Consider the following 3,334-nt stretch of genomic DNA (forward strand, 5'->3'; position numbering starts at 1 on the left):
CGCATAAAACCTGTCCTAAAAATAAAAAAAGTACCGGAGTCCGCATTTTCTGCGTATCTCCGGTACCTGATAACTTTTATTATTTGTGATTCAGGATCTCTCCCTTTTTTATGACCGCTTTGATCTCCAGGTCTTTATCCAGCAGGACAACATTCGCATATTTTCCCTCTGAAATACTTCCATAGCTGTCATAAATGCCAATGGATCTGGCCGGATTCTCAGTGGCGCATTTTACTGCACTGTTCAGTGGGATTCCCATTGTCTTGACGGCAGTTCTCAGACAATCCATGAGATTGGTTGCAGAGCCTGCAATCGCGCCTCCTCCGGCAAGAGTAGCAAGATTGCCGACCACCTTCACGTCCTGTCCTCCCAGCTGATAAGTTCCGTCTTCCATTCCGGTAGCCATCATACTGTCACTGATCAGAATGATCTTATCATCCCCGAACATCTTAAACGTTGTTCTCACGGCGCTCGGATGGATGTGGATACCGTCACAGATCAGCTCGACATGCAGTCCGTGATCACATGCCGCTCCGATTACCCCTGGTGCCCTGTGGCTGTACCCCGGCATGGCGTTGTAAAGATGCGTCACATGGCTGACTCCATGTTCAATCGCTTTGACCGCGGTTTCATAATCCGCAGCCGTATGTGCGATCGAAATCACCGCCTCATCCTTAACCTGACGGATAAATTCCATTGCGCCCTCAGTTTCCGGCGCAATGTCCACCAGCTTAAACAGACCATTGGATGCCTTTTGAAGTCTTTCATACATTGCCACATCCGGTTTATGGATATAGGCCGGATTCTGTGCGCCTTTTTTGGCCTCATTGATAAACGGCCCCTCCATATTGATTCCAACCAGATCTGCTCCGCTGTCCCCATTGTAGGCTGCCGCCGCCTTGGCGATGGTCATCAGTGTTTCTTCCGGCAGAGTCATCGTTGCAGGACATATGGCAAGCACTCCATTTTCTGCCTCATAAGAAGCAATTTCTCTTATAGCTTCCTCTGTTCCGTCACAAAAATCGTGTCCTACACAGCCATGGAAATGAATATCGATCAGCCCGGGAACCGCATAGCAGCCTTCGGCGTCCAGAATCTCATCATTCTCTGAAGAACTGCTGATCCTTTCACCGTCTGTACAAATATCTTTTGTCCTGAAAACCCCGTCCTCACAAAAAACATCTGCGTTCTTTATAATCATAATAAATCCTCAACCTCTGACAGCGCATCCGCATCTGCTACCAGAATCACATCATTGTGAAGCTGTAAGATAGATGCAGGAACTTTCGGGGTAACCGGTCCGAAAAATGCTTCTTTTACAATGCCTGCTTTTTCTTTTCCACTGATAATAAGAAGAATTTTCTTTGCTTTCATGATGGATTTGATTCCCATAGTATACGCCTGTCTCGGCACATCTTCTTCTTTCTCAAAGAATCTTTTATTGGCATTGATTGTACTTTCAGTAAGGTCCACACAGTGAGTCTCTTTCTCAAATGCTTCTCCCGGCTCATTGAAGCCGATATGGCCGTTGTGTCCGATACCCAGAAGCTGAAGGTCAACTCCTCCCAAGTCCTCAAGCACCTGATTATATCTTGCACACTCTTTTTCAGAATCTTCTTCCATACCATTCGGAATGTTGATGTTTTCAGGCTTGATATTTACCTTATTAAAAAGGTATTCATGCATGAAATAGTCATAGCTCTGGTCATTTTCTTTTGGAAGCCCTTTGTACTCATCCAGATTCACTGAGGTTACCTGACTGAAATCCAGGTCATCCTGCTCATACCAGTGCACCAAATTTTCATAAATCCCGATCGGAGAGGAACCTGTAGCCAGTCCCAAAACACAGTCTGGCTTCGTGATAATTTCCGCAGAAATAATATTTGCTGCTTTTCTGCTCATGTCCTTGTAATCTTTTCCCTTAATAACTCTCATCTTGTACTTCCTTTCTATAATGCGGGGAAACAGTATCTGATGTCTCCCTATATGTTATCCCTAATCACTTACAATATAACGCTTAATTTACTTTTCAGCAAGTTTTATCAATTCATCTGCGACAAACTGGACTTTCGTTCCCACAATAATCTGGATACTGTTTTTGCCCGGACGGATGATTCCTGCAATTCCAGCAGATTTGATCTTCTTCTCATCAATCTGATCCTGGTCTTTGATTTCCAGACGGAGCCTTGTAATACAGTTGTCGATGGAAGTCAGATTTTCTTTTCCGCCAAGACCTTCCAAAATAATCTGTGCTACTTTTGTAAAGTCATCATCGGCCAGCACTGCATTTTTCTCTTCTTCTACATCGTCATCTTCCTCACGTCCCGGAGTCTTTAAGTTGAACTTCACGATGATAAAACGGAACAGTACGTAGTATACTACAAAAGCGATGACTCCGAGAATCAAAAGCATCCACGGTTTATTTGCCATAGGGAGTCTGGAGCTTAACAAAAAGTCAACCAAACCTGCACTAAAACTGAACCCTGCGGTTGCATGGAGCATTGCAGCCACTGCCACAAAGATACCGGTCAGCAGTGCATGGACAACATAGAGGGCCGGAGCCAGGAACATGAAGGAGAATTCCAATGGCTCTGTAACACCGGTAAAGAAGGAAGCAAAGGCTGCCGCAATCAGTAAACCTGCTGCAATCTTTTTCTTATTATCTTTTGCCGTATGGTACATAGCCAGTGCTCCTGCCGGAAGACCGAACATCATAACCGGGAAGAATCCTGCCTGATACATACCTGTGATACCTTTTGTTCCGGTTCCAGCCCAGAAATTACCGATATCATTGATTCCTGCAACGTCAAACCAGAATACAGAGTTTAATGCGTGATGTAATCCTGTCGGGATAAGCAGTCTGTTAAAGAATGCATAGATTCCTGCTCCCACAGGTCCCAATCCTACGATGCTCTCCCCAAATTTGACTAATACATTATACAGTGGAGGCCATGCAAAATACAATATACCAGATACCACTAACATAAGGGCTGAAGTTATGATCGGCACACAGCGTTTTCCGCTGAAGAAAGATAATGCGGTCGGCAGCTGTACTTCTCCGAATTTGTTAAAGCATCCCGCTGCGATCAGACCGGACAGAATACCTACAAATGCATTTTGAATCTTTGAGAATGCAGGTGCTACTTCTTCTACCGGGATATTCAGCAGAAGGGCGATGTTGTCACTTTTCAGAATGGTTGTGACAACTAAGTACGCTACGAGGCCGGAAAGTGCTGCAGCCCCGTCCTTTTTCTTTGTCATTCCAAGTGCGACACCTACTGCAAAGAGGATCGGCAGGTTATCGATGATGGCCCCTCCGGCCTTCACAAGGAAA

Annotated in this window: 3 protein-coding genes; all 3 read right to left on the minus strand. The window is 45.1% G+C overall.

All coding sequences use genetic code 11. The features are described 5' to 3' along the window. Positions 1-79 precede the first annotated feature (79 nt). Positions 80-1,201: an N-acetylglucosamine-6-phosphate deacetylase gene (gene nagA / locus QVP35_RS09560; RefSeq protein WP_009291148.1), complete on the minus strand. Its 1,122-nt coding sequence runs from the start codon at positions 1,199-1,201 to the stop codon at positions 80-82. Beyond that, complete coding sequence (nagB, locus tag QVP35_RS09565) at positions 1,198-1,935, minus strand: glucosamine-6-phosphate deaminase (protein WP_009291147.1); 738 nt, start codon at positions 1,933-1,935, stop codon at positions 1,198-1,200. Before nagB ends, nagA begins: the two co-directional genes overlap by 4 nt. Positions 1,936-2,022: 87 nt before the next feature. Further along, the coding region (gene nagE / locus QVP35_RS09570; RefSeq protein WP_288187856.1) for an N-acetylglucosamine-specific PTS transporter subunit IIBC at positions 2,023-3,334 on the minus strand (1,312 nt) is incomplete at its 5' end.

The organism is Anaerostipes sp. CAG:276 (assembly GCF_000432215.1).
GTDB lineage: Bacteria > Bacillota > Clostridia > Lachnospirales > Lachnospiraceae > Anaerostipes > Anaerostipes caccae.

Coding starts and splice junctions, on each gene's coding strand:
- nagA (WP_009291148.1), bottom strand. CDS start 1,201: ATGATTATAAAGAACGCAGATGTTTTTTGTGAGGACGGGGTTTTCAGG.
- nagB (WP_009291147.1), bottom strand. CDS start 1,935: ATGAGAGTTATTAAGGGAAAAGATTACAAGGACATGAGCAGAAAAGCA.